General features: G+C 44.8%; 25 protein-coding genes, 1 tRNA gene and 1 pseudogene. 12 read left to right on the forward strand and 15 right to left on the reverse strand.

The genetic code is table 11. The features are described from left to right. Window positions 1-23: 23 nt before the first annotated feature. The 3 genes from E2K52_RS03210 to pheS all read right to left on the reverse strand — a co-directional run bounded on the left by E2K52_RS03210 (window position 24) and on the right by pheS (window position 3,810). Window positions 24-320, reverse strand: a complete 297-nt coding sequence (locus E2K52_RS03210; protein WP_004783565.1) for an integration host factor subunit alpha — start codon at window positions 318-320, stop codon at window positions 24-26. Continuing rightward, entirely contained in the window at window positions 317-2,698 is a 2,382-nt protein-coding gene (gene pheT, locus E2K52_RS03215; protein WP_151203645.1) for a phenylalanine--tRNA ligase subunit beta, read from the reverse strand. The genes E2K52_RS03210 and pheT overlap by 4 nt, the downstream gene beginning before the upstream one ends. A 131-nt stretch (window positions 2,699-2,829) precedes the next feature. Then, on the reverse strand, window positions 2,830-3,810 hold the full coding sequence (gene pheS / locus E2K52_RS03220; RefSeq protein ID WP_151203647.1) for a phenylalanine--tRNA ligase subunit alpha: 981 nt from the start codon (window positions 3,808-3,810) through the stop codon (window positions 2,830-2,832). 161 nt (window positions 3,811-3,971) lie between these two features. On the opposite strand from pheS, the gene E2K52_RS03225 reads away from it, so the two are divergent. Then, on the forward strand, window positions 3,972-4,994 hold the full coding sequence (locus E2K52_RS03225; RefSeq protein WP_151203649.1) for a hypothetical protein: 1,023 nt from the start codon (window positions 3,972-3,974) through the stop codon (window positions 4,992-4,994). 315 nt (window positions 4,995-5,309) lie between these two features. Here E2K52_RS03225 and E2K52_RS15345 read toward each other — a convergent pair whose 3' ends face one another. The 4 genes from E2K52_RS15345 to rpmI form a co-directional block, all read right to left on the reverse strand. Further along, on the reverse strand, window positions 5,310-5,546 hold the full coding sequence (locus tag E2K52_RS15345) for a hypothetical protein (RefSeq protein WP_227548207.1): 237 nt from the start codon (window positions 5,544-5,546) through the stop codon (window positions 5,310-5,312). Window positions 5,547-5,663: 117 nt separating this feature from the next. Continuing rightward, complete coding sequence (locus tag E2K52_RS03235; protein WP_151203651.1) at window positions 5,664-6,044, reverse strand: hypothetical protein; 381 nt, start codon at window positions 6,042-6,044, stop codon at window positions 5,664-5,666. Between the two features lie 124 nt (window positions 6,045-6,168). Then, window positions 6,169-6,528 carry a 50S ribosomal protein L20 gene (gene rplT / locus E2K52_RS03240; RefSeq protein ID WP_004647525.1) on the reverse strand — a complete coding sequence of 120 codons (360 nt, stop codon included), beginning with the start codon at window positions 6,526-6,528 and terminating at the stop codon, window positions 6,169-6,171. Between the two features lie 11 nt (window positions 6,529-6,539). Continuing rightward, on the reverse strand, window positions 6,540-6,734 hold the full coding sequence (rpmI, locus tag E2K52_RS03245) for a 50S ribosomal protein L35 (RefSeq protein ID WP_001096359.1): 195 nt from the start codon (window positions 6,732-6,734) through the stop codon (window positions 6,540-6,542). Between the two features lie 360 nt (window positions 6,735-7,094). Here rpmI and E2K52_RS03250 point away from each other — a divergent pair, with 360 nt between their 5' ends. Beyond that, a complete protein-coding gene (locus tag E2K52_RS03250) occupies window positions 7,095-7,832 on the forward strand; it encodes a TonB family protein (RefSeq protein WP_151203653.1) in 738 nt (245 codons plus the stop codon). Between the two features lie 23 nt (window positions 7,833-7,855). On the opposite strand, the gene E2K52_RS03255 is transcribed toward E2K52_RS03250, so the two are convergent. The 3 genes from E2K52_RS03255 to E2K52_RS03265 form a co-directional block, all read right to left on the reverse strand. Next, window positions 7,856-8,278, reverse strand: coding sequence for a YqaA family protein (locus E2K52_RS03255; protein ID WP_151203655.1), 423 nt, complete (start codon window positions 8,276-8,278; stop codon window positions 7,856-7,858). A 7-nt stretch (window positions 8,279-8,285) separates the two neighbouring features. Next, window positions 8,286-8,576 carry a hypothetical protein gene (locus tag E2K52_RS03260; RefSeq protein WP_151203657.1) on the reverse strand — a complete coding sequence of 97 codons (291 nt, stop codon included), beginning with the start codon at window positions 8,574-8,576 and terminating at the stop codon, window positions 8,286-8,288. 87 nt (window positions 8,577-8,663) lie between these two features. Further along, window positions 8,664-9,281, reverse strand: coding sequence for a glutathione S-transferase N-terminal domain-containing protein (locus tag E2K52_RS03265; protein WP_151203659.1), 618 nt, complete (start codon window positions 9,279-9,281; stop codon window positions 8,664-8,666). Window positions 9,282-9,562: 281 nt separating this feature from the next. Between E2K52_RS03265 and E2K52_RS03270 the strand changes: the two genes are divergently transcribed. Continuing rightward, window positions 9,563-10,036 (forward strand): Hsp20 family protein, encoded by a 474-nt coding sequence (locus tag E2K52_RS03270; RefSeq protein ID WP_151203661.1) that lies wholly within the window; start codon window positions 9,563-9,565, stop codon window positions 10,034-10,036. 419 nt (window positions 10,037-10,455) lie between these two features. Here E2K52_RS03270 and infC read toward each other — a convergent pair whose 3' ends face one another. From infC to E2K52_RS03290, 4 genes are all read right to left on the reverse strand, one after another. Next, window positions 10,456-10,953, reverse strand: coding sequence for a translation initiation factor IF-3 (gene infC / locus E2K52_RS03275; RefSeq protein WP_218955312.1), 498 nt, complete (start codon window positions 10,951-10,953; stop codon window positions 10,456-10,458). Window positions 10,954-11,012: 59 nt separating this feature from the next. Beyond that, complete coding sequence (thrS, locus tag E2K52_RS03280) at window positions 11,013-12,935, reverse strand: threonine--tRNA ligase (protein ID WP_151203665.1); 1,923 nt, start codon at window positions 12,933-12,935, stop codon at window positions 11,013-11,015. Between the two features lie 228 nt (window positions 12,936-13,163). Beyond that, the gene (locus E2K52_RS03285; protein WP_151203667.1) at window positions 13,164-14,336 is read right to left on the reverse strand and encodes an alanine racemase; all 1,173 of its coding nucleotides are present in this window, start codon (window positions 14,334-14,336) and stop codon (window positions 13,164-13,166) included. A 10-nt stretch (window positions 14,337-14,346) separates the two neighbouring features. After that, entirely contained in the window at window positions 14,347-15,630 is a 1,284-nt protein-coding gene (locus tag E2K52_RS03290) for a D-arabinono-1,4-lactone oxidase (RefSeq protein WP_151203669.1), read from the reverse strand. 225 nt (window positions 15,631-15,855) lie between these two features. Here E2K52_RS03290 and E2K52_RS03295 point away from each other — a divergent pair, with 225 nt between their 5' ends. Next, window positions 15,856-17,499: an acyl-CoA synthetase gene (locus E2K52_RS03295; RefSeq protein ID WP_151203671.1), complete on the forward strand. Its 1,644-nt coding sequence runs from the start codon at window positions 15,856-15,858 to the stop codon at window positions 17,497-17,499. A 231-nt stretch (window positions 17,500-17,730) separates the two neighbouring features. Then, the gene (locus E2K52_RS03300; protein ID WP_151203673.1) at window positions 17,731-18,357 is read left to right on the forward strand and encodes an SOS response-associated peptidase; all 627 of its coding nucleotides are present in this window, start codon (window positions 17,731-17,733) and stop codon (window positions 18,355-18,357) included. Between the two features lie 197 nt (window positions 18,358-18,554). Here the strand turns inward: E2K52_RS03300 and E2K52_RS03305 are convergent. Further along, window positions 18,555-18,641, reverse strand: a tRNA-Leu gene (locus E2K52_RS03305). Between the two features lie 168 nt (window positions 18,642-18,809). Here E2K52_RS03305 and queA point away from each other — a divergent pair. From queA to E2K52_RS03340, 7 genes and pseudogenes are all read left to right on the forward strand, one after another. After that, window positions 18,810-19,844, forward strand: a complete 1,035-nt coding sequence (gene queA / locus E2K52_RS03310; protein ID WP_151203675.1) for a tRNA preQ1(34) S-adenosylmethionine ribosyltransferase-isomerase QueA — start codon at window positions 18,810-18,812, stop codon at window positions 19,842-19,844. A gap of 16 nt (window positions 19,845-19,860) precedes the next feature. Then, window positions 19,861-20,889 carry a hypothetical protein gene (locus E2K52_RS03315; RefSeq protein ID WP_151203677.1) on the forward strand — a complete coding sequence of 343 codons (1,029 nt, stop codon included), beginning with the start codon at window positions 19,861-19,863 and terminating at the stop codon, window positions 20,887-20,889. A gap of 28 nt (window positions 20,890-20,917) precedes the next feature. After that, on the forward strand, window positions 20,918-21,487 hold the full coding sequence (locus E2K52_RS03320; protein WP_151203679.1) for a LemA family protein: 570 nt from the start codon (window positions 20,918-20,920) through the stop codon (window positions 21,485-21,487). Between the two features lie 228 nt (window positions 21,488-21,715). Then, complete coding sequence (gene tgt, locus E2K52_RS03325) at window positions 21,716-22,846, forward strand: tRNA guanosine(34) transglycosylase Tgt (protein WP_151203681.1); 1,131 nt, start codon at window positions 21,716-21,718, stop codon at window positions 22,844-22,846. A 100-nt stretch (window positions 22,847-22,946) separates the two neighbouring features. Next, entirely contained in the window at window positions 22,947-23,276 is a 330-nt protein-coding gene (yajC, locus tag E2K52_RS03330) for a preprotein translocase subunit YajC (protein ID WP_151203683.1), read from the forward strand. Window positions 23,277-23,330: 54 nt separating this feature from the next. Further along, on the forward strand, window positions 23,331-25,229 hold the full coding sequence (gene secD / locus E2K52_RS03335) for a protein translocase subunit SecD (RefSeq protein WP_151203685.1): 1,899 nt from the start codon (window positions 23,331-23,333) through the stop codon (window positions 25,227-25,229). Window positions 25,230-25,240: 11 nt separating this feature from the next. After that, window positions 25,241-25,670 (forward strand): annotated as a pseudogene (locus E2K52_RS03340) (protein translocase subunit SecF); the annotation flags it as partial.

The following is a 25,670-nucleotide window of genomic DNA, read 5'->3' on the forward strand; positions in this document are numbered from 1 at the left end:
TGTTACTCAAAGAAAAAAGCAGATCAATTGATCTGCTCATTCCCTACGCGTTGACGGAATTTCTGTCCGGCGCGGAAGGTAACGACACGGCGTGCAGAAATTGGAATTTCTTCCCCGGTTTTAGGATTACGACCTGGACGTTGACGTTTGTCACGTAACTCAAAGTTCCCAAAACCTGATAATTTGACCTGCTCGCCTGAGATTAGTGCTTGGCTAATCTCATCAAAAAACAACTCGACCATTTGTTTAGCTTCACGACGGTTTAAACTCGTGAGCTCACTTAAATGATCAGCCATTTCTGCTTTTGTTAATGCTGTCATGAAGCCCTCAATGTCGCTTGATAAGTGTTTTCCAACACTTGAAGGATATTATCCATACCTGATTTAATTTCAGCATCTTCCAGTGTACGGCTTGGATGCTGCCAGAGAAGTGCAAATGCCAGTGAGCGTTTCCCTTCCTCTACTCCTTGTCCAGTATACACATCGAATAGCCATGTCGAGTCTAAAAGCTCTCCACCTGTTTTTTCGATAAGTCCCTGAATTTCGCTAACATTAATCTTATCACTAATTAAAAGCGCAATATCACGTCGAACCGACGGAAAACGTGATAATTCTGTAAAATTAGATACATAAGTTTGCAAAACAGCATTTTGATCCAGTTCTGCGACCCAAGTCGTTGTTAAATCCAGTTCATCTTCAAGTGAAGGGTGTAAACGCCCCAAATAACCTATTGATTCATTATTCACGAGAATTTCCGCGGATTGACCAGGATGCAACCAGGCACGTTCAGAACGTACATATTCCACTTTCAAGCGTGCAGCAGCCAGAATTTCTTCTACATCGCCTTTAAAATCGAAGAAATCCATCGCTTGCGGTTTTGCATGCCAGCTTTCCGCAGTGCGTGAACCTGTGGCAATCAGGGCAAAGGTTGGAATCTGCTTAAGATCATGAATTGAGGCAGCATGTTGATAGTCAAAGCGTAAACCCAATTCAAAGAAACGGACACGGCTCTGCTGACGGTTGGTATTGTACTGCACACAAGGAATCAGGCTGGAAAGCAGGGTCGAACGCATCACCGCCAAATCACTAGAGATTGGGTTGGCTAATGCCAATGGATTAACCGCAGGATTTAACTGCTTTTCAAGCTTCAAATCAGCAAAGCTAAAACTGATCGCTTCTTGATAACCCAAAGTCACCGCTGTCTGACGCAATTGTGCGGTTTCAAACTGATCCTGATATTTTGCAAGTTTGGCTTCAAGTACTGGCAAGCTGATCTGAATATTGTCATAGCCGTGAATACGCGCCACTTCTTCAATCAGGTCTTGATAAATCGCCATATCATAACGGTGTGATGGCGGAACAACGGACCATTGCCCTTCTGCCTTGACTGTCACCTCACAGCCCAGACGCATTAATGCATCGCGAATAAAGCCAGACTCAATACTATAACCCAGCAATTGGTCTACTTGTGCCTGTTCAAGTTCAATCGCTTCGCGCGTTGGCAATGCTGCTGGATTTTCAGCCACAACAATTGGTCCAAATTCACCGCCAGCCAGTTCAGCAATCAATTGTGAAGCACGGTGCATAGCCAGCATTGGCAGTTCAAAATCGACCCCACGCTCATAACGCTGCGAGGCATCTGTATGCAGACCAAAACGGCGCGCACGCCCAGCAATATACAGCGGAGCAAAGAAGGCTGATTCCAGGAAAATTTCTGTTGTTTCATCGGTAACTGATGAAGACAAGCCTCCCATAATACCAGCAATGGCCAATGCTTTTTCATCATCTGCAATCACCATGACATCATCTTGCAGCTCGACGTCCTGTTCATTTAGCAACACAAGTTTTTCACCTGCTGTTGCCTGACGAACCTGGACAGAACCCTGAACTTTACCGCCATCAAAAGCATGAAGAGGTTGACCCAACTCCATCAGGACATAGTTGGTAATATCCACCAGAATGCTGTGCTGACGAATGCCTGAACGCACCAGAGCACGCTCCATCCATTCTGGTGTCGGCGCTTTGGTATTTACATTCTTGATCACACGACCCAAGTAACGTGGGCAACCTTCAGTTGAGACAACGACTTTCTTCTCATCATTAATCGTTGCAGCAACCTCCTTGATTTCCGGTACAGTTACTGGCAGCTGGTTGATGACCCCGATTTCACGCGCAATACCACGAATGCTAAAACAGTCGCCCCGGTTTGGCGTGATACTGATGTCAATCACATGGTCATCCAGATCCAGATATTCACGGATATTGACACCGACAGGAGCATCATCCGGTAATTCTAAAAGACCGTCAATTTTATCTTCCAGATCAATTTCAGAAGCACCACATAGCATACCTTGTGATTCAACACCGCGCAGTTTGCCTTTTTTAATCTTGAAATCGCCTGGTAAAACCGCACCGATGGTTGCCACCGGCGCTTTCATGCCTGCGCGGACGTTGGGCGCACCGCATACGATTTGTAACGGTTCCCCCGAACCAATATTTACTGTTGTTACTCGCAGGCGATCGGCATCAGGATGCTGTTCTACTGTTAAAACCTCACCCACCACTACGCCTGTAAATGGTTTTGCTGCTGGAGCCAGCTCATCGACTTCCAGACCGAGCATTGTCAGTTGGTCAGATAATTTTTCGCTGTCGATGGCTGGGTTAACCCATGTGCGCAGCCAATTTTCGCTAATTTTCATTGATATAAAACCTGTAATTCAAATCTCTAGAATCCCCCTCTACCCCCCATTTTCCAAAGGGGGAGAACTCCATCTATTTCGCGGATTCCCTCTTTTAAAAGGAGAGGTTAGGAGAGGATTATTAAAAAGTTTTAAGCAAACTGGCGTAAAAAACGCACATCATTTTGATAGAACATACGCAAGTCATTAATGCCATAACGTAGCATGGCAAAACGCTCTACCCCCAAACCAAATGCAAAACCTTTGTATTGTTCCGGATCAATGCCTGCTGCACGCAGTACATTTGGATGCACCATTCCGCAGCCTAGTACTTCCAGCCATTTGCCGCGCTCATCCATAATGTCCACTTCAGCACTTGGCTCAGTGAATGGGAAATAAGACGGACGGAAACGTACTGTTAAATCTTTTTCAAAGAATTCATTCAGTAGATTGACTAGCAAACCTTTCAGTTCAGCAAAGCTGGTATTTTCCGCAACGTATAACCCTTCGATCTGATGGAACATCGGTGAATGCGTCTGGTCCGAGTCACAGCGATATACCCGCCCTGGACAGACAATACGGATCGGCGGTTGCTGGGTTTCCATGGTACGGATCTGCACGCCAGACGTATGGGTACGCAGCAGGTGGTTGACATCAAAATAGAAGGTATCGTGCATGGCACGTGCAGGGTGATGTCCCGGGATATTCAGGGCTTCAAAGTTATGATAGTCATCTTCAACTTCAGGACCTGTTGCCACGGTAAAACCGGCTTTGGTAAAGAACTGGCAAATACGTTCCTGAACCTGGGTCACCGGATGGATACTGCCCACCTGCTGACCGCGGCCTGGCAACGTAATATCAATTGTTTCACTCGCCAGCTTTTGTTCTAATGCGGCTTGATGCAGTTCAGCCTGACGTGCGGTCAAAGCACTGGTAATTGCTTCACGGACTGCATGAATTTGTGCGCCGAACGCTTTACGCTGTTCAGGATCCATTTTACCCAGCGACTTAGATTGTTCCGCGAGCTGGCTTTTTTTCCCTGTAAATTGCACTCGGGCTTGATCAAGTGCAGCAAGGTCTTGAGCTGCTGCAATCGCAGCGAGCGCTTCAGTGGTCAGGGCTTCCAGTGACATAGTAACTCTCAAAGCAACAGGTTAAAAAATTATTTTAAAAAACCCCATATTCTAACAGTTTTTAAAGACTTTGATGAAGAGACCTGTACAGGAAAATTAGATTGGCAGGATCAAATATAAAAAGTATAAGATATAAACAATATCAAAGAGATCAAATCACTATGGCACTCGATCAAATTTGGAAACAGCAACTGACCCTTGTGACTTATGGTAACGAGTTTCTGACTCAGGATCTTGGCTTTAGCCAGTGGCTGAATCACTCCATTTTTAATCAGCACCATTTGACTTTTCGTGACCTGCTTTCACAGCATCTCTTGGCCCAACACTTTCAGATCTGGCTGGAAGGCTTAAAAAAACAGGGGGTTCACCGCTTGAGCCTGCACTCCTCACATTTACTGGAAGATGAAAAGAACCCCAATGCCAATGTCGAACTGGTGCCTTTCGCGCATGTGATTATCAGCCATGGAAAGCAGGAGAAAATGGCCTGGATGATTGGGAAGGAACTGGCAGAATGGTATAGCGCAGATAATGACTATGAAGCCCCTCCTGCTCAGCAGTCTCCTTTACGGCATGAAACTTTCTGGGGTTATCAGTTAAATTCTAAATTGGCCAAACGTATTAATGCCGATCTGGAGGCGCCAAACTGGGATGATATTCAGACTTATACCGAACAGGAGCTGTTTCAAAATAGATGGGCCCAAGGTTTTACAGAGCCGACTTATAGCTCTTTGCCTTATTATGGCAGCATCCCGGCGTTGCAAGCTGATTCAAACACCCATCTAGCTTTAATCCCGACCAATTACTCAGCAGATTATGTCCATCAGACCCTTTATCGTCTAGAAGCCTTAAGTGATTTTATTGATAGCCAGATTCAGCATCCTTATCATGCGGAGGGAGAGATTTTAAGCCCTGAACAGCAACTGGATTTACGCCATTTCTCGCAAAAGATTGATGATTTAACTGCAAAATTTATTGTTAAAGTGGCGAATCACTACAAGACGGCTCAACTGAGCAGCAAAGCGACTCCTGATCCATTCGCTGGCATGACGACGGACAAACATGTATCGGCAAGTTCTAAGGCACACAAACCGCAAGACCCAGGCAAGTCCAGTGCGACCAATGTATTAACTTTAATTATTATCACCGTGATTATCTGTCTGATTGGCTACTATTTTGGCCTGTAGTTTTGTTGATAGGGCTGCTATTCAACTCTGTTTTGTGCATTAAATTGTATCTTCAACTGTCGTGTTCCTTTAATGCAGAGCGGCCTAACATCTGTGAATTAAAACAGATTTATAGAACGAGATGACAATTTAAAGGATGTTGGTGTCACATCTGCGATAACACAGAAGTACCCAGCTGAGCTAAAAAATCATCAATCTCTTTTGACTTTTTACAGGTATCCACCGGCTATGCCGAGATTCGGGTAGATTCTTCATCTGCACATATTTTTCCCGGTTTTTGCGGTGTGTACCAAGCATCCAGCAGACCATCGAATGCTATCCAAACAACTGCGGCAGACTTTCCTGATTACTCGAATTAGACCATAACTCCTGTTGATGCCATGCCCGATGAAATACATGCTTAACAGAACAGTATAAATTTACTGAAAAGGGCAAATCCAGCCAAAATAGGTTATTCAGCTCAATATAATACAAACCGAGTTTATATACCAAAGCCCTGAAAAAAATGATTTTCCCTGTAGCAGAGGTAGCAACAGCATTAATTTTATTCATTTCAGCCATCATTTACAGTATGGCTCTCAAGTCATCTGATCAATGCATATCAGTTAAAGCCGCTGCACGTGCTTAGTCACTAATACATGAAATGGCTGTCTCTACTCTGATTAATCTTTAGTCCTCGTCATAATCCAGCTCATCTTCAGCAAGGTTAATAAAGTCGGGTACTGGGGTTATATTAAATTGGACCGCCTGAATGGTTTCCTGCTGCAATAATTGGGCTTTTGCCACTCGATGCATTCCATCCATCACCCTCCCTGCTGCGCATAAAATAATGGGATAACTTAAATCAGCTTCTTGAATCAACTGAATATGTTCAATAATTTGCTGCGTGGTAGGATGAGTTTCAGGAAACCAATAGGCCTCATTCAGCTCTTGAATAGCTGCCACTGGAATCTGTTTAATCTGTAAGCTTTGGCTCAGCTTGACCAAACGATGCACATCCCAAATATGAGTATCATCGCCCACTTGTCTAAAATGATATTGTTGACGCATTCCAACCCTCCCGAATGAAGGTAAAATCAGATTTTGAACTTTTAATAATTTTATGATTCAACCATATACATAAAGGCACAAAAAAAGACCGCTAAAAGCGGTCTTTTCTTTAAGTCCTAAAGACTTATGCAGCTAATGCATCTTTAGCTTTAGAAGCCAAAGCAGCAAATGCAACTGCGTCATGCATAGCGATGTCAGCAAGTACGCGACGGTCGATAATCACTTGAGCTTTTTTCAAGCCAGCGATCATACGGCTGTATGACAAACCATTTTGACGAGCACCAGCGTTGATACGCGCAATCCATAGAGCACGGAATTGACGTTTCTTCTGACGACGGTCACGGTAAGCGTATTGACCTGCTTTGATTACCGCTTGGAACGCTACGCGATATACGCGTGAACGAGCGCCGTAGTAACCTTTAGCACGAGCAAGAATTTTTTTATGACGGCGATGAGCCTGTACACCACGTTTTACACGAGCCATTTATAATCTCCTTAGATGTATGGGCACATACGACGAACTGAAGCAACGTCACTTACGTGAACCATTACACAGCCGCGCAATTGACGGATACGTTTAGCAGATTTTTTGGTCAAAATGTGGCGTTTGAACGCTTGTTTACGCTTGAAACCGTTTGCAGTCGCTTTGAAACGTTTAGCTGCACCACGGCGAGTTTTTAACTTAGCCATAACAACCTCTTTAAACACCTGTTCGGCACGTCTGCACCATTGCAACAACGACCTGCAGGTAAGGGAGCGCACATTCTAATGCATCTTTGCTTAAAACAAAAGCACTAGTCCTTTTTTCTGAAGGAAATTGCAAAACTAACATTTTGCAGCAAGGGATTAAATTACGAAATTGACAAACCTGGCCATACTAATCATTGTATTCAACTGAACCCAACTCCAAGAGCCGTTTGCAGTCGACCTCATCAAAGCTAAAGAAAAATAAGATTTTTATGTTTAATGCTTGCTCGTGTTGCCATTTCAGGAAATACTGCGCTGCAAGACTCATCGCCTTGTACTTTGCCTGATTTAAGACTCAAACTTATGAAACCTATCCTGTGTGTAATGCTATTCACTGCCCCTTTTGCCACGGCTTATAGCGCAACAATAAAAAACGTCAATCAATTACCCACACAATCCATTGATGTACAGCCTGCTCACCTGACCACACGTATTGAATGGAGCAAGTTTCCTCAACCTATTTATAATAATGATGAACTCAAAGGCCAGGATCGCTCTGCCATCGTCCGCATCTATGTCAATGAGCAGGGACAAATAGAACAAGCCTCGATCCAGGAAAGCACCGGTTTTACCCAGCTTGATCAACGCCTGCTTCAGGCTGTAAAAGTAGCCAAAGCCAACCCACATATTGAAAATAAAACCACCCTGCCGCTGATTGGCTATCAGGTATTTAGCCTCAAACTAAAAGATGAGACTCAGACTGACTGTGAATATAGCTTTAACTCTAGTCATTGGCAGGCACAACAGCAAGGGCAGAAAACCCCTTTTCAATATCTGAGGCAGCCTCAGCTTGATCTTCATCCCGAGCAGCTGCATGGGCATGACCGCAAAGTTAAATTTAAAATGAAGCTCAATCGCGACGGTCAGGTCAAAAGCATTAAGATCAGACAAGGTTCGGGACGTTATGAAGTCGACCAGCAAGTGATCGCTGCCCTAAAAGGCACTGAAATCCGTAGTAAACGCCTTGCCAGCACCTTATGGCTGTATAAACCGTCCAGCCTTAAAGATGAAATTGAATTTAAACTCGATGAATGTCATTAAAAAAGAGGCGAACGCCTCTTTTTTTACCACATACTAAAAGCCCAATAGAGAAATAGATAACGTCCGGTCTTGGCCAGGCTGACCATCCATAAAAAACGGCCAAAATTTTCCTTAAGCAAACCTGCGATCAGGGTAATCGGATCACCAATAATGGGCACCCAGCTAAAAAGTAGCGACCAATAACCATATTTCTGGTAAGTGCGTTGCGCTTTCAGCATCTGCTGCTCTGAAACAGGAAACCACTTTTTATGTTTATACTGTTCTACCCGCATACCTAAATACCAGTTCACACAAGAACCCAGAATATTTCCAAGGCTCGCCACCAGTATCAATAAGGCTGCATGATGATGTTCCTGCCAGAGCAAGCTCAATAAGACCGCTTCAGATTGCAACGGTAATAGAGTTGCCGCCCCGAATGCGGAAAGAAAGAGTAAAAGGAGCGACATGCCAAACTTAAGGTTTTAAGCCCAGTTTCTTTTTCGCCTTTAAAAACTCCCAGTTTGCCCACAATACAGCGGCCACAATGATCGCCATACGCGCCCAGCCATATCTGTCCGTGATCGGATCAATCGTTGCAGCCAAAATCTGCTGATCTTTGGTATTTAAGAGCGTAATAATATGATCAACATGGAAAATTTCAGCAATATATAGCAACAGACAAGCCGCCACCCCAAAAATAATACTCCAATAAATTCGCGTATTACTTTCAATAATCTTGGTTAAATTCAGAAAAAAATCTTGCATACATCTATCCAATAAAAACCACCGGAAAGGTGGTTTTATGTTTAAGAACTCTAGTTTAGCATAAACCTGCTTCATGCATGGCATCGCCTAAACCTGGATTGCCAAGGCCTTTGCTACCGCAGGACGGGCTTTGATACGTGCAATATATTTTTCGACTTCAGGATAATCGGCCAGATCAATCTGCTGCCACTCATGCCGCAATAACCACGGAAAAATCGCTATATCGGCAATCGAATATTCACCTGCAACATAGTCCTGTCCCAGCAACTGTGTATTCAATACCCCATATAAACGTTTGGATTCATTCACATAACGCTCAGTTGCATAGGCAATTCGCTCAGGTGCAAAACGGCTAAAATGATGATTCTGGCCCAGCATTGGCCCCAGCCCACCCATTTGCCACATCAGCCATTGCTCGACCTGTACCCGTTTTAGCTCATCGTGTGGATAAAATAGCCCGGTTTTACGTCCTAAATACTGTAAAATTGCCCCCGATTCAAAAATTGAAATTGCCTGATGACGGGGACCATCCTGATCCACAATCGCGGGGATTTTATTATTAGGAGAAATCGCCAGAAAATCGGATTGAAACTGGTCATTTTCTAAAATATTAACCGGAATAAGCTGATATTTCAGGCCCATCTCTTCCAGGGCAATAGTAATTTTATGACCATTCGGGGTTGGCCAATAATATAGATCGATCATTCGATTTTATACTCCGTCTACCTGAAGAGCGACTTGTTTGAACAACGCAATAGAGCCATGAAAAAATAGCAAGCCATCACGCTATAAATTATTTTCACTTTAACTTCAGTGTTTTATTATAAATTTATAAAAAAATAAGTGAAAAAATCTTGAAATTTTCCCGCTAAATCACATATTGAATATGCGTAAGGATAAAAGTTTTCTTTCGCTCTGTCGATGATAATCATGACAGATTTGAATTCTTGTTATTAAAACTTTGCTGACCTCAGGAGGTTCTAATTATGAGTAACTTAAATCTTCATCCATTGTTCCGTCGTAGCATTGGCTTTGATCGTTTAAACGATTTTATTGACTACGCGATGCAAAGCGACGCACCCAACTATCCACCTTACAACATTGAAAAACATGGTGAAAATCATTACCGCATTGTAGTGGCGACTGCTGGCTTCAATCAGAACGAACTGGATATTTCAATTGAAAATCGTTTATTAACCATCTCCGGCAAGCCCGAAGCAGTACAAACAGAAAGTACTGAATACCTGCATAAAGGTATTGCCCGTCGCGCCTTTAGGCTGTCATTGCGTTTAGATGAGCATATTGAAGTACAACAAGCCGATTATGAAAATGGTCTGTTGGTGATTGATCTGCAACGTATCATTCCAGAAGAAAAGTTGCCACGACAAATCCCGATCGGCAAAAAGTTACTGCTAGAAAATTCAGAAGATGGGACCGAAAAAACAGTGAATGCGGAATAATGTTTTTATGCAAAGAAAGACTCCAACTGGAGTCTTTCTTTTTTATACATAACAGTCTAGTGGATTCAAAATATGCATAATAAAAAATAGATGAAACCTCAATCTTTCATAAAACAATATCCGGTTGATATTTTGAAATATATGGGCTTATTTTTTTATTCTCTTTCCTGTCTTGGCCACTTTATTTATTTTCTAGATCGGGCGGAGCAACAATAGGACTTGTGCGGAAATCTGACAGCTATTCATTGCGCTTGAGAGACATAAATTCCGCCTCATGTATTTACTCAGCTTTTCTAAACAGTACCGGCATTCGATTGTTCAAATGTTTCAAGACCAGTGGAACTTAAAACCCATCAAGACTCATAAAACCAACATAAAAAAGCCCTGCAATTGCAGGGCTTTTTAGACTCAATGAGTGCTTACTTTTTCTTTTTAGGACCAAGCAGCATACCCATTTGACGGCCTTCCATTTTTGGTGCTTGTTCGACTGTACCGTATTCAGCTACATCTGTTTCAATTTTTTGCAATTGAGCCAGACCTAACTGCTGGTGAGCCATTTCACGACCACGGAAACGCAAGGTAATTTTCACTTTGTTACCATCTTCAAGGAACTTGATGATTGCGCGTAATTTTACGTTGTAATCACCAACATCAGTACCCGGGCGCAGTTTGATTTCTTTCACCTGGACTTGATGCTGTTTTTTCTTCGCTTCTTTCTGCTTTTGCTTTAAATCAAACAAATGCTTGTTGAAGTCCATGATTTTACAAACAGGTGGCTCGGCATTCGCTACGATCTCCACAAGATCAAGCTCAACGCTTTCTGCTGCGCGCAGGGCTTCAGCTAAGCTTACAATCCCTTTTTGCTCACCATTTTCGTCTACAAGACGGACTTCTTTTGCACGAATTTCATCATTCAAGGCAGGACGGTTTGATTTGTTACCACCCTGTTGATTACGGTCAGGCTGTTTAATCGCTGTTACTCCACAATGTACCGGCCGCGTTCGGCTACGGCTGCTTTTACTAGGTCAACGAAAGTATCGATTGACATAGTACCCAAATTTTTCCCTGAGCGGGTACGAACATTTACTGTACCTTCCTCAACTTCACGGTCCCCAAGTACCAGTAAGTATGGAATACGCTCTAAAGTACGTTCACGAATCTTAAAGCCGATTTTCTCATTTCTCAAGTCAGAAATTGCTCGAATTCCGTTTTCTTTAAGTTTCGCGACGACTGACTCACAAGCTTCAGCTTGAGAATCGGTAATATTCATTACACATGCTTGCACAGGTGACAACCAAGGTGGCATCAAACCTGCATAGTGTTCAATGAGTATACCAATAAAACGCTCAAAACTGCCAAGTATTGCACGATGTAACATTACTGGCTGATCTCGGTCGTTATCTTCAGTGACATAAGAGGCGTCAAGGCGCTCTGGCAAGTTAAAGTCACACTGGATCGTACCACATTGCCATACACGACCTAAGCAGTCTTTCAAGGAGAATTCGATCTTCGGACCATAGAATGCCCCTTCACCTGGCTGAAGCTCCCATTCCAGTCCAGCAGCATCTAACGCATCTGCCAGAGATTTTTCGGCCAGATCCCAAAGTGCATCCTCACCCACACGTTTTTCAGGACGCGTGGACAGCTTCATCTGTACGTCTTCAAAACCAAAGTCTTTGTATACATCCAGTGTCAATTTAATAAAGTCTGCAACTTCAGTACCGATTTGCTCTTTGGTACAGAAAATGTGTGCATCATCCTGGGTAAAACCACGAACACGCATAATGCCGTGTAAAGAACCTGATGGCTCGTTACGATGACATGAACCAAACTCTGCCAGACGGATTGGAAGATCACGGTAAGATTTCAGCCCCTGGTTGAATACCTGTACGTGACAAGGACAGTTCATCGGCTTTACAGCATAGTTACGGTTTTCAGAATGCGTGGTAAACATGTTTTCCGCATAGTTGGCCGCATGCCCCGATTTTTCCCACAACGTAAAGTCGACCACTTGCGGAGTACGGATTTCTTCATAACCGTTGTCTTGCTGCACTTTACGCATATACTGTTCAAGCACTTGGTAAATGGTCCAGCCATTTGGATGCCAGAATACCATGCCCGGTGCTTCTTCCTGCATATGGAACAGGTTCAGTGCCTTACCGATTTTACGATGATCACGCTTTTCAGCTTCTTCAATACGCTTGATATAGGCAGCCAGCTGTTTCTTGTCAGCCCATGCGGTACCATAAATCCGTTGCAACTGTTCGTTTTTGGCATCACCGCGCCAGTAAGCGCCTGAAATTTTGGTCAGCTTGAACGATTTTAAGAATTTGGTATTGGGAACGTGCGGACCGCGACACATGTCTAGATAATCTTGATGATAATACAAGCCCATCTGGGTTTCTTCTGGCATGTCTGCAATCAGGCGCAGTTTATACTCTTCGCCACGTGCAGTGAATTCTGCAATCACCTCATCACGCGGTGTCATTTTTTTCACGACATCATAGTCCTGATCGATGAGCTTTTTCATACGCTCTTCAATCGCGGCCATATCATCCAGTGTAAACGGACGTGGCATCCAGATGTCATAGTAGAAACCTTCTTCAATGACCGGCCCAATTACCATCTTCGCTTCCGGGAACAATTGCTTCACTGCATGTCCCACCAAGTGCGCACAAGAGTGGCGGATAATCTCGACACCCTCTTCATCTTTAGGTGTAATGATTTGCAGGGTGGCATCTTCAGTGATCAAATCACACGCATCGACCAGACGGTCATTCACACGACCTGCAACCGTGTTTTTCGCAAGCCCAGGACCGATGCTTTGAGCAACGTCCATCACGGATACGGCTTGATCAAACTGTTTTTGATCGCCATTGGGCAAAGTGATAATTGGCATAGAAAATCCTTAAGGAGTGATGCCCCGTACCATGGAGCATGTCACCGCGAGATTATGATCGAGGCAAAGCCTCAAAAGATAAAAACGGTGGATAAATAAAAAATCATTTGGAATTTTACACGGCTTGGCCACATGATTAAACCTTTTCCCCAATAAAAATAAGATTTAGGGCGAAAATCGCTCCAGCATAGTAAAGACTCCGGCTGATTTTTTTGCTTCAGGATTTTCTTATTCCCGAAAGGTTTCCCATGCAGTCAATCGTCCTTCATGATAGGCATACAGCCAGGCAAACTGCGGAATCACCGCTTCACTTTGCAGGGGCCTTAAAAACACATAATCATCAACGCTTACTGCACAGTGTTTAGGAATCTGGACCATTTCCTGATTGCTGCTACGTCCATACAGGGCATGTGGCTGGCTTTTTTCCGGATAAATATAATCTGCCTGCCAGTAGCCGCCATAAATAAAGGCGGCTTTATATCTATGTGGCAGACGATTCAGCACTTCCAAACCTGGAATCTGACTATAAGGCAATATCTTTAAAATGGGCGCTGCAATCCATAAGGCACAGTGAAAAGCAGACAGCGGGTCCAGCTCGAAATCACGCGGCTTGAGCAGCACCGAACCAAAGGCCAGATCATTACAGACGCTCTGCTGGCAATGCTGCATAAAGGTCGGACTGCCGCCACCGTTAAAGCACAGATCTGCCTGCCACAGCTCAGGAAACTGCTGTTGAAGAATAGTTTTATAGCGTTGATAAGTCTGCTGTGATTGTTGATAACTTTTTTCCGAGCTTTTCAGCACTTTTGGCAGCTTTGCAACATGGGCATCATAGCCCATCAGGCCGGAAAGCTGGAGAAAGTTGGGATGTTGCCGAATCAGCTCAAGTAAGGCGCTAAACTGCTCCGGATGACTGACACCACCCCGATGCAGGCCGACATCAATTTCAAGGTTGATGTTAAGACACAGCTTTAACTGCTGTGCCAGTTGCAGATATTGTTGCAGCCGTTCCAGATCATCCACCAGCCATTGAATATTTGTCTGTGGATATGACACATTTAGATCTGAACGGTTTTGATAAAACTGCTGGACTGCCTGAACAGGCATCGGTTTACCCAGCAAAATGTCGGCCTGCTTGAATCTGCTCAGTAGGTCTGACAGATGCGGTAGATGAAAAACCATAAAACGCTGAGTCTTTAGCTTTTCACTGGCCACTTGCAGTAACTGCATACAGGCCAAAGATTTCACCACCAGACGTGGCTTGAGCTGAGCAGTAGCCAATTTGGACTGCACCATCTCCAGATTGGCGTGATAACGGGCCAAATCCAGAATCAGTTGTGGTGTACCCGTGCCCTGTTGCTTCAGGTCCTGAGTCAACTGCTGAAAATAAACAGCTTGCATCCTGCCTCTCCTACTCCGTCAAAAACAATTGTTTTAAATAAGGGTTTAGCCACTTTTGCTGTGGGTCGAGTTGCTGGCGCAAGGTCATAAACTCATCCCACTTCGGATAAAGTTCACGCAGGCCAGTCGCAGTCATGGAGTGCAATTTGCCCCAATGAGGACGTCCCTGATATTTCTGTAAAATCGGCTCAACCAGAGCAAACACAGCCTGATAATCCTGTTTATAAAACTGGTGAATCGAGATAGAAACTGAATCACGCTGATAAAACGGACTTAACCAGATGTCATCGCCTTTGACATAACGGAACTCGATCGGAAAAAATATCGGGGCGCGCTGCTGTTTTAAGGTCTGTAAAACTTCTTCCAGACATTGCAGGCCTAAATCAGCCGGCAGTTGGTACTCCATCTCATTAAATTTGGTATTGCGCGCTGTGGGGAAAATCCGGCTGGACCAGTCCACATAACAACTGGGTTTGACAAAAACACCGAGTAATTTTTGTAGATAAGGATTAGAGGCAGGAATAATTCGGGTCAACTCCGAACATACAGTCAGTAAATTATCTTCAGAAGGCCAGCCGTCCTCTCTGGGTTGAATGGCGTCATCGGTTTCATCCAATGTTTTCAGCATCACCACGTCGGAATGGATAAAAGCCCAGAACTCAATATGCCGATGCTGATTTTTCCAGTGTTCAAGCTGGGTAAAGACTTCTTTTAATCTACATAGCCGGATCTGTTCTTTTAACTTATAACAGGAACGGTTTTGCAGGGTAATTTTGGTTAGTACACCCAAACTGCCCAGTGCTACCCGTCCTGCCTGAAAAATATCATTATTTTGCTGTTGATTACATTGTAGCAACTCACCGTCCGCGGTCAGTAGTTCAAAACCCTGAACAAAAGCGGCAAGGCAAGGTAAATCGACTCCTGTGCCATGGGTCGCGGTAGAGATCGCACCTGCCAGACTTTGCTGGTCTATATCGCCCTGATTGATCAAGGCCTGATTGAAGGGCGTTAAATCCTTGCCCAATTCATAGAGTCGTGTACCGGCCTGCACGGTGGCCCGGGTGTTTGCTTTATCCCAGGCCACAACGCCTCTTAAATGATCCAGATTCACTAAAATATTATCTGTGGTGGCGAGCGCACTAAAGGAATGTCCTGCACCGACAGCACGAATCTGCGCCGAAGATTTCACAATATCCTGTAAATGCTGGAGATGCTGAACCTGAATAATTTCCGGTCGCGCCTGCTGGCTACCTGACCAGTTCTGCCACCTTCCCTCCGCCTGTCTTATTTTCATTATTCTTCCTTGACCATGAGGATTTATTTTCAATTAGAACAAAATACCCCAAAAAGCAAACATAGGAACCCGATAGTTCAAAAAAAATTAAACCAAAAAATAATTATGATTAAATTCAGTAGCTTAAAAACAATAAACAAAAACTCGACTAAAGCATAACTGTCAGAGATACTGAAAAATGACTATTGTTAAAGGATGTAATAATAAAATTCATGGAGTAGAACAATGGTCAGCGCTTATGACGAATTACCACGCACACCGGCCAATTTTGTTGCGTTGTCTCCTTTGCGTTATCTGGAGCGTGCCGCCTATATTTATCCGACTCAAAATGCCATCATTCATGGCAAGCGTGAAATTAGCTGGCGTGAAACTTATCAGCGCTGCCGCCAGTTTGCCCATCAATTACACAAGCTCGGCATTGGCAAAAATGATACCGTTTCGGTCCTGTTACCGAATATTCCAGCCATGATTGAAGCACACTTTGCTGTGCCGATGGCGGGTGCGGTACTGAATACGCTCAATACACGCCTCGACGCAAAAACCCTGGCCTTTATGCTGGAACATGCAGAAACCAAGGTGCTGCTGGTCGATCCGGAGTTTTCTGCTGTGGCCAAAGAAGCCCTGGACATGGTACCTCAAGAAATTTTCGTCATTGATGTAGAAGATGAAAATTATGAAGAGTGCTTTACTACGCCGATTGGACAGATTGAGTACGAAGACTGGCTGGCTGAAGGAGATGCCAGTTTTGAGTGGCATTTACCGCAGGATGAATGGGATGCCATCAGTCTGAACTATACATCCGGCACTACCGGTAATCCTAAAGGTGTGGTCTATCACCATCGTGGTGCGTATATCAATGCGGCCAGCAATATCATTGCCTGTGGCATGACGCCACGCGCCACCTACTTATGGACTTTGCCTTTATTTCACTGTAATGGCTGGTGCTTTGCGTGGACCATGGCAGCAAATGGCGGAACCAATATCTGTCTGCGTAAAGTCGATCCGGAACTGATCTTTAAACTGATCGAGCAACACAAAGTGGACTACTTCTGTGCTGCGCCAATTGTCCTGTCTATGCTGATCAATACGCCTGAAGATAAAAAGGTAAACATTGAGCATCGTGTTGAAGTAATGGTGGCAGGTGCTGCACCACCTGCGGCAATTATTGAAGGTATGCGTAATATTGGGATTAATGTGACGCATGTGTATGGCCTGACTGAAACCTACGGTCCATCGGCGCTATGTGCTTCGCAAGCGGGCTGGTCAGAACTGTCCCTTCAGGAACAGGCGCAGCTGCACTCCCGTCAAGGGGTGCCTTATCCGCTACAAGATGGCATGAAAGTGCTGGACCCGGAAACCATGCAACCCGTGCCGAATGATGGCCAGACCATGGGTGAAATTATGTTCCGTGGCAATATTGTGATGAAAGGCTATTTAAAAAATCCGGAAGCAACCGCAGAAGCTTTTGCGGGTGGCTGGTTCCATACCGGTGACTTGGCTGTGTGCCAGCCGGACGGCTATGCCAAAATCACGGACCGTTCAAAAGACGTAATTATTTCCGGTGGTGAGAATATATCTTCCCTAGAAGTGGAGGAAGTTTTATATCAACATCCGGCGGTACTAACCGCAGCAGTCGTTGCCAAACCTGACCCTCGCTGGCAGGAAGTCCCATGTGCCTTTATTGAACTAAAACAGGGCAGTCAGGTTACGGAAGAAGAAATTATCAATTTCTGTCGTGAGCATTTGGCACGTTTTAAAGTGCCAAAAGATGTGGTCATTACCGAGATTCCAAAAACCTCCACTGGTAAATTACAGAAGTTTGTCCTGCGTGAATGGGCCAAAGAACGTTCACAAGGTGAATTCTCTTAATTCATTGCGATAGTCCAAAACTGCCTCAAGCCTGAATTTTTCTGTTGCAATATAAAAAGGAGAATTTCAGGCGTGGGGCTTTTTTATGCTTAAAATAAAGTCATCAGATTACCTAGCTCAGCTCTGAAGTATTGATCCGGTAATCGTCGGCTTATTCAACACAGCAGCCCGATAAAGTCGGGTCTGTTCAGCCCCCTTGGATTGTGTTTTGTCGCATTCAGGAGATAAATAATGTGCGCCAATTTTCGTCCCATTAGCAGAGAGCAGGCTCAACTCCTGAAGCTGCCCGATCCGCCTGAGTTTGACTTTAAGCCAGATATTTATCCGCTGAATGACTGTCCGCTGGTCCTTGCTGGCCCCCAAGGGCTTGAATGGCGTTCGGTCAAATTTGGCATGATTCCGAAATGGGCCAGAACGTTCAAAATTGGCAGAATGACCTACAACGCCCGAACTGAAACTATCGATGAAAAACCAAGTTTCAAAAACGCGTGGTATCACAACCAGTTTGCCCTGATTCCGGTGCAGATTATTTATGAACCCAAATATGTAGATGGCAAGGCCCAGCGCTGGGGCATCTATCGCAAAGATGGCCTCCCCTTTACCGTCGCTGCCCTCTATGAAAATACCACTTTAGAAGGGGAGCAGGTTCGTTCCATGTCTATGCTGACTATCAATGCTGATCAGCATCCACTTATGAAAAACTTCCACAAACCCGGAGCTGAAAAGCGCTCGATTATTGTGATTCCGGAGCAACTACGCGAGGACTGGTTATATGGTAATTTTGAAGATGCAGCGCAATTTTTTATCCATATGAATCCTGCGGAGTTTACTGCTTCTTTTATGCCGCGCAAGACTTAAGCATTAGCAGCTAGAAGATTTATTCGCTACTGGCATAATGATTCTGCTTGGTGCCTTTTCTTAAAGAAGGTTGTTTACTCGTTTTAAGCGGTTAAGGTACAGAAAAATATTGCAAATATTTAATAACTTACACTCAAAATCAAAATTTTCAGGCAATAAAAAACCCAAGACTGAATATGCTTGGGTTTTTTGAATTTTGGTCCCGAGGGTCGGACTCGAACCGACACGTCATCTCTGACAGCGGATTTTGAGTCCGCCGCGTCTACCAATTTCACCACCTCGGGAGTGGATGTCGGCTATATTACTCCGATTCGAAAACTTGTCAACGCAGAAAAAAACACATTTGCTTAATTTTAAAACAATTGGCATTTTTTTGTTTTATAATCCGGCAATTCCCGCCACAAAAAAGAAAAAAGTTTATACTAGCCGTAGTTTTTTTATCGTAAATTGTCATGCAACTTTCTGATTTTAGTTTCGATCTCCCCGATGAGCTGATTGCCCGTTACCCGCTGGAACAACGCAGTGCCTCTCGCCTCCTGCATCTGGATGCACAAGGCCAATATCACGATCACCAGTTCACCGATATTCTGGATTTGCTGAATGAAGGAGATCTGCTGGTTCTGAATGACACCAAGGTTATGAAAGCGCGCCTGAAAGGGAAACGCGCATCAGGTGGCGCTGTTGAAGTGCTGGTCGAACGGATGATAGACCAGTTGGTTGCCCACTGTCATATCAAGGCCAGTAATACGCCTAAAGCGGGTGCTGAACTGTTTATTGGGCCAGATGCTATTAAAGTCACAGTTCAGGGACGTCATGAGAACCTGTTTATTGTCGAATTCTCTCAGCCGATTCTAGAAGTACTAGATCAATACGGCGCCCTGCCGATTCCGCCTTATTTCAATCGTGAAGCAGAAGAGATTGATAGCGAGCGGTATCAGACTGTATTTAATGATCCGACCAAACTGGCCAGTGTTGCCGCACCCACTGCTTCTTTGCACTTCGATGTCAACTTATTGAAAAAGCTGGAAGAAAAAGGCATTCAAAAGACTTTTGTAACTTTGCATGTCGGTGCAGGTACCTTCCTGCCCGTACGCACTGATAATATTGAAAATCACATCATGCACAGTGAATGGTGTCAGGTTTCAGATGAATCTATGGCGTTAATTAAAGCCACCAAAGCGCGTGGTAATAAAGTGATTGCCGTGGGAACCACTGCCACCCGGGCCACTGAAAGTGCGGCTCAGGCCAATGGTGGTGAATTGAAAGGCTGGACTGGCGATACCCAGATTTTTATCTATCCCGGTTATGAGTTCAAAGTGGTCGACCGCCTGATTAGCAACTTCCATTTACCGGAATCTACCCTGCTGATGCTGGTATCGGCATTATCCAGCCGTGATCATATTCTCAAGGCTTATCAGCATGCGGTGGCCAGTCAATATCGCTTCTTCAGTTATGGCGATGCCATGCTGATTGATCAAGCCGAGTAAAGCAGGAAGCTTCCCGATGCCAATCGACTCTGTGCAGCATTCCATTCATATTCGACGCAAGAAGAATAAAGTGGTGCTTCACAATATTGCGCGGCTCTGGCACTTGGGCCATCAGGCTAAAAGCTATCAGGAACTACTAGATGGCTTGCATCCCTGGAATGGCCCAATCACCTTAAAATTTGAAAATAACCTGCCTCTCGCCTTGGGTGGAATCAGTATTTTTTTAATCGTGGGTGTGTTTATCGCACCTGAAAATATCTGGGTTCAAAGCTGTGTATTTTTAGGTTGCCTGCTGCTGTTCGGTGCCTATATCAGTTATGAACACCGTAAGCCGCTGGATGACGTCATCCGCTATCTGGAAGAGGTGGCGATTGCAAAAAAATATCAGCTGGCTTTTCAACAACAACCGCAGCATATTTCTATTGCGCTAAATCCCCTGCATTTCATCAGTCATTTAAAGCGCCAGTTTCCGGTCTTTAACCAGGGCTCCCTGAGGAATGATATACAGCGTTATGCCAGCACCGTCTGGGAAGATGAAGATGGTCAGCAGCATCAGGTGCTGCTCTTTCAATATCATTATGTGCATGAAGTCCAGGTACGGGACAAAGAAGGCCAGCCGATCAAACTGACCGAAGTACATAAAGATCTGTGGGGAGTATTTGTGTTTGACATTCAAACTCAGGGACTGGCAGTCACCACAGCCCGAAAGAAATTTTATTATCCTTTTACTTACCCTTGGCACAGTAGTGATATTCGCACCAACCAGAAATTGAGCTTTTATGGTAGTGACCCGCTGCAGATGGCCAAACTCTACACTCCAGGTTTTGTACTCAGACTGGCTGACTTTTTTGAACGGCGTCAGGGAGACTTAATGTTTCACCCGGAAAGTCGGCTGCTCTGCTACCTAGGACCCCATAATCTGTTTCAGGCATCAAGCAAACACGATAAAATTAACGATATTCCAGCATTGCGTGGGCATCTGAGAACGTTTAAATTAACCGAACTAGAAAAGTTACAACACGACTTACTACAGTTTTTAAAATAATTATTTCAACTTTAAGGGGGAGCTACGCATGGGCTTTTTGATTTTTTGTCTGATCATGGTCGCTGCGATTGTCGCGATCATCATGATCCGTAACAATATTGTCCGTCATCACAACTCGACCATTCGTGCCTGGGCCGATGTGGCCAGTTATGAACGCCAGAAAATTAAAATCCTGGATGGCCTGCACCCTCTGGTCGAACAGTATTCCAGCTTTGAAAAAGGTACTCTGGAAAAAGTGACCGAACTGCGCCAGAACATCATGAACCTGAACATGAAAGATGCCGATATTGCCCAGCTACAACGCATTGAAAGCCTGAATAAAGAACTGATGCGCAGCCTGAATGTGGTGATTGAAAATTATCCGGAACTCAAAGCCAATGAAATTTATTTGAAAATGATGAATGAAATTGAAGAACAGAATGAAAATGTCGGTGCTGCGATCACCATTTATAACCGCAATGTCGAACTGTTTAATAATCAGATCCAGATTTTTCCGCACAATATGATCAATGACATGCTGCTGAGAAAAAAAGCGGTACGTCCTTTTCGCGACCAGAACGTCAGTCAAAATTTTGACTATCGTCCGAATTTTCATTAATTGTACCCTTCACTCAAGCATGTTTTCTCTGGCTGACGGCAAGCAGAAAAAGCCAGGAATTAAGGATATTTTATTTTTATTTGAAACTTCACTTTAATCATTTACAAATAAAATTACAGAGTTGAAACTCTGGAATGCTGGCGTTTCAGGCCGGAATCAAGGAAAATAGCGCCTTTTATTTATATTAACAATCAGCGAACTGTTTTTTCGCCTCGATGTGGAACTCCTATGAAGTTTGAAAAATTAGGTCAGTCGGGCCGTGCCCGTCGTGGTCGCTTAACGCTTGAACACGGTGTGGTGGAAACTCCCGTATTTATGCCAGTCGGTACTTATGGTACGGTCAAAGGTATGTTGCCACGTGATGTGGAAGGCATTAAAGCCCAGATTATCCTCGGCAATACCTTCCATCTGTATCTGCGTCCTGGCCTGGATGTCATTAAAGCGCATGGCGGCCTGCACGGTTTCATGAAATGGGACAAGCCGATTTTGACCGATTCTGGCGGTTTCCAGGTCTTTAGTCTAGGTGCAATGCGCAAGATTGAAGAAAAAGGCGTTACTTTCCGTTCTCCCATTGATGGTTCAAAAGTCTTTATTTCTCCTGAAATTTCAATGGAAATTCAACAGGTGCTGAATTCTGACATTGTGATGATTTTTGATGAATGTACCCCTTATCCTGCAACGCATGAAGAGGCACAAAAATCCTTGCAACTGTCTTTACGCTGGGCCAAGCGCTGTAAAGAACATCATCACAATCACCTGAACAATACCAATGCCCTATTCGGCATTATTCAGGGCGGCATGTATGAAGACCTGCGCGATGAATCCCTACAAGGCCTGTTAGAAATTGGTTTTGACGGTTATGCGATTGGCGGCCTGTCAGTCGGTGAACCGAAAGAAGAAATGATCAAGGTCCTGGATTATCTTCCGGTCAAAATGCCGGAAGACAAACCGCGTTACCTGATGGGTGTCGGCAAGCCGGAGGATATTGTTGAAGGCATTCGCCGTGGTGTCGACATGTTTGACTGTGTCATGCCAACCCGTAATGCACGTAATGGCCATTATTTTGTGACAGACGGTCTGGTACGAATTCGCAACAGTAAATATCGTCATGATCAAAGCCCGCTGGATCCACATTGTGACTGCTATACCTGTCAAAACTTTACCCGTTCTTATCTGTTCCATCTGGAAAAATGCGGAGAAATGCTGGGCTCTATGCTGGGCACCATCCATAACCTGCGTTATTACCAGCGTTTTACTGAAGATATCCGTAATGCGCTCGACCATGGAACTTTTGATGAATTTGTACAGGACTTTTATGCCCGTCGCGGCCTGGAAGTTCCACCTTGTCCACAAGATTAATCTTTCAGCATTTGCGCTGAAGAAAAAGACAAGGTAAATTGCAAGAATATGTCAATTTATTACCGAGTTGATCACCAGTTTTTTATTTTAGGAAAATGAAATGAGCCTTTTTATTTCGACTGCGCACGCTGCAGGTGGAGCCGCACAACAACCAAGTATGATGGCTAACATCCTGATGATTGCGGTTTTTATTGCAATCTTCTACTTTCTGATCTGGCGTCCACAATCCAAACGTGCCAAAGAGCACCGCGCCCTAGTTGACAGCCTTGGAGTAGGCAGCGAAGTGGTATTCGCTGGCGGTTTAATGGGCAAGATCACCAAAATTGAAGGTGAATTTGCAGTAGTTGAATTAAGCCGTGGCGTAGAAGTTAAAGTTCAGCGTGCGAGTGTGATCTCAGTGCTGCCTGAAGGTACTTTAAATAACATTTAATCAAAAAACAGTCGTGCCACCCGCACGACTTTTTTCATTTTAAGAAGAAAACGAATGCGTTACCCAGCATGGAAATATGTACTGATCCTGGTTGTCCTGGTGATCAGTACCTTATATGCCCTGCCAAGTTTGTATCCAGATGAACCTGCTGTACAGATTTCGGGTGCCAAAGCCGGTACTCAAATTGACGCAGGCATCATACAAAAAGCAGAGCAGATTTTAAGCACTGAAAATATTGCAACTCATGACAATAGCTTTAGTAACAATGCCGCCCTCTTACGCGTAGATTCAAGTGAAACCCAGCTCAAAGCCAAAGAAGCATTGCGCCGTGGTTTAGGTGATGAATATGTGGTGGCCTTGAACCTGGCCCCGACCACCCCAGAATGGCTACAAAAAATTGGTGCCAAGCCAATGAAGCTCGGCCTGGACTTGCGTGGTGGTGTACACTTCCTGCTTGAAGTGGATATGGACAAAGCCATTGCCCAGCGGATGGAAACTTCAGCCGCCGACCTGCGTCGTCAACTGCGTGACAATAACCTGAAATTCAACAGCCTTTCTTTAAGCAACAATACCATTGTGGTGCAGTTTGCCAACAATGATGACCGTTCTGCGGTCATGGATTTCTTGCGTCGCAATGGAAATGAGTTTAACCCGCAAGCTGTAGCCACCGACTCAGGTTCAACTTTACGTTTGAACTATACAGACACGCGTAAGCAGGAAATTGAGTCGTATGCTGTTAACCAGAACTTAACCACCTTACGTAACCGTATTAATGAACTCGGTGTAGCAGAAGCATTGGTACAAACCCAAGGCAGCAACCGTATTGTGGTCGAGCTTCCAGGTGTACAAGATACGGCTGAGGCCAAACGTGTTCTGGGTCGTACTGCGAATCTGGAATTCCGTCTGGTGTCTGATCTGAATGATCAGTCAATCGACCCATATACCGGCCAATTAAATGGTACTCCGCCGCCGGGAACCGAAGCTTTTGCTTATGAATCGCTGGACAGTGGGCGTCAGTTATTGCTGAATCGTAACCGTATTTTGACCGGTGAGCGTGTGCAGAATGCCTCAAGCGGTTTTAGCCAGGACACTGGTGGTGCTGAGGTCAATATTACCTTGGACAGCGCGGGTGGCAAGCTGATGGCCGATGCAACCCGTAATGCAGTCGGCAAGCGCATGGCGGTACTGTTCATTGAAAATAAACAGCGCATCAGTTATGTCGAAGACCCTGCAACTGGTACCCAGACTGAAGTACGTACGCCATATACCGAATCGGTGGTAATTAATGCCGCCACCATTCAGGCCGTACTGGGTTCACAGTTCCGTATTACCGGTCTGGATTCACCACAAGAAGCAGCTGAACTGGCCTTGATGTTACGTGCTGGTGCTTTGGCTGCGCCCATGTATTTTGTTGAAGAACGTGTGATTGGTCCAAGTCTTGGTCAGGAAAACATCGACAAAGGCGTATTATCTACGCAGATCGGTTTCATTCTGGTCGCAATCTGGATGGTGGTGTTCTTCCGTCTGTTTGGTGTGATTGCCAACTTTGCCCTGATCTTTAACCTGGCTATGATCCTTACGGTCATGTCCTGGATTGGTGCGTCTCTTACCCTGCCGGGTATTGCAGGTATCGTGATTACCATTGGTATGGCGGTCGATGCCAACGTCCTGATCTGTGAACGGATACGGGAAGAACTTAAATGGGGGGCCTCGCCCAAACAGGCGATTGTGGCTGGTTATGACCGGGCCTATAACACCATTTTCGACTCGAACCTCACCACCTTCCTGGTGGCATTTATCCTGTTCGCGATTGGTACTGGTCCGATCAAAGGCTTTGCCGTGACTCTGATGATCGGTATTGTCTGCTCGATGTTTACCGCCATTACGGTAACCCGTGCCATTGTTCAGCTGATCTATGGCAAAAAACGTAACTTGAAAAAGTTGAGCATTTAAGGAGATCACTGATGACTGAAAATACTCAACTGAATCAAAAACAGTACGGTCGCCCGGAAGACGAACGCATTATCCCGTTTATGAAGATTGCACTGCCTGCGGCAGTATTTTCAATCATTCTGACGGTAGCCAGTATCTTCTTTATTGTGACCAAAGGTTTAAATCTGGGTCTGGACTTTACCGGCGGTATAGCAGCTGAACTGAACTATACCAATCCTGTAAAACCGACCGAGGTATCCAAAGCACTGGCTCAGGCTGGCTTTAATGATGCAGTGGTGCAGACCCTAGGGTCTGAACGTGACCTGATGGTACGTATGCCGGTGCAGGAAGATATTGAAGCGGAAGACCTGACCAAAGCCATCACCTCTGCCGTGCAATTGCCAAATAATGCAGCAGAAGTGCCGAAGGTCGATGTGGTCGGCGGACAGGTCGGTAACGAGC

The organism is Acinetobacter sp. RF14B (genome assembly GCF_006864105.1).
GTDB classification, from domain to species: Bacteria; Pseudomonadota; Gammaproteobacteria; order Pseudomonadales; family Moraxellaceae; genus Acinetobacter; species Acinetobacter lwoffii_C.